At 68.1% G+C, this 1095-nt stretch carries 1 protein-coding gene; it reads right to left on the reverse strand.

What is annotated here, in order from left to right:
• Positions 1-964: IS630 family transposase (locus I4J89_RS49080; RefSeq protein ID WP_196421099.1), on the reverse strand; the 964-nt coding region annotated here is incomplete at its 3' end.
• Positions 965-1095: the final 131 nt, after the last annotated feature.

Genomic DNA, 1095 nt, shown 5'->3' on the forward strand with positions numbered 1-1095 from the left:
TTTCGGCGGCGGTGCGGTGGCGGAAGAAGGCATGTGCCTGACGTACGCGGTCGGCCATCGTGGCCGGTGCGGTGTTGGCGAGTTTGTGTTTCATCGCGGCCCAGATCCGCTCGACGGGGTTGTCCTGCGGGCTGTATTTAGCGCCTTCGATCAGCAACAGGCGGGGGTGCTCGGCCAGCCAGCGCTGGGTGGTCTTGCTGTGGTGGGTGCCGCCGTTGTCGCAGATCACGGCGACGACGGCGGCGTGCGGGTAGGCGTCGAGTAGCTGTTGCAGGAAGTAGCAGAACACCTCGGAGACGTTGCGGACGCTGACGTGGTGGTGCACGGCGCCGGTGGCCAGGTTGATCGCGCCGTGCACGGTACGGCGCAGGTTCGTGCCCGGGGTCAGGACCCGATAGCGCAGGCCGGTCGGCTGCCAGCAGGCACGCACCCGGGCGAGCAGGTCAAGATGGGTTTCGTCTTCGGCCAGGACCACCGATCCGGCAGGCAGCGCGGCGATGCGCTGGCGGATGCTCGCGCAGATCTGGTCGCGGTCCGGGTCGCTCTTGGCGATCAGCCGGGGTCGGCACCAGCGGCCCTGCTCTCGGATGCGGCGGCGCAGCGTGGACAGACTCAGCGCGGGCCTACCGAGAGCGCGCCAGATCCGCGCGGTGGTCCAGGCTCTCGGCGTGGTGAGCAGCCGGTGAATATGCTGGCCCAGCCGTCGGCTGCCCGTGCGGGGCCGGCCGGTGCGGGGCCGGTCCGGCAGCCCGGCCAGGCCTTCGCGCTCATGGCGTGCGATCCAGGCGCGGACGGTCTTGGGGTCGCAGGAAAGCAGGTCGGCGATCTCCGGCGCGGACCAGCCGGCGGCGGACAGCACGATCATCAACATCCGGGTGGCGGTCCGCCATGGTCCCTGCAGAGCGGTAATCAGTTCGGTGTGTTGCTGCTCAGTGAGCACGGCAAAGCGGTGCGCAGGGCGCATACTGGCGGCAGACCTCGTCGTGGTTCGGGTTGTTGTGTGGAAACTCGATCCGAACCCACGACGAGGTCTTTGTGTTGGTATGTCCCTCTAACCGAGCGCGTTGCGTACAGAACTTCTGGCTACCTGCTTAG

Source organism: Actinoplanes aureus, from assembly GCF_015704865.1.
GTDB lineage: Bacteria > Actinomycetota > Actinomycetes > Mycobacteriales > Micromonosporaceae > Actinoplanes > Actinoplanes aureus.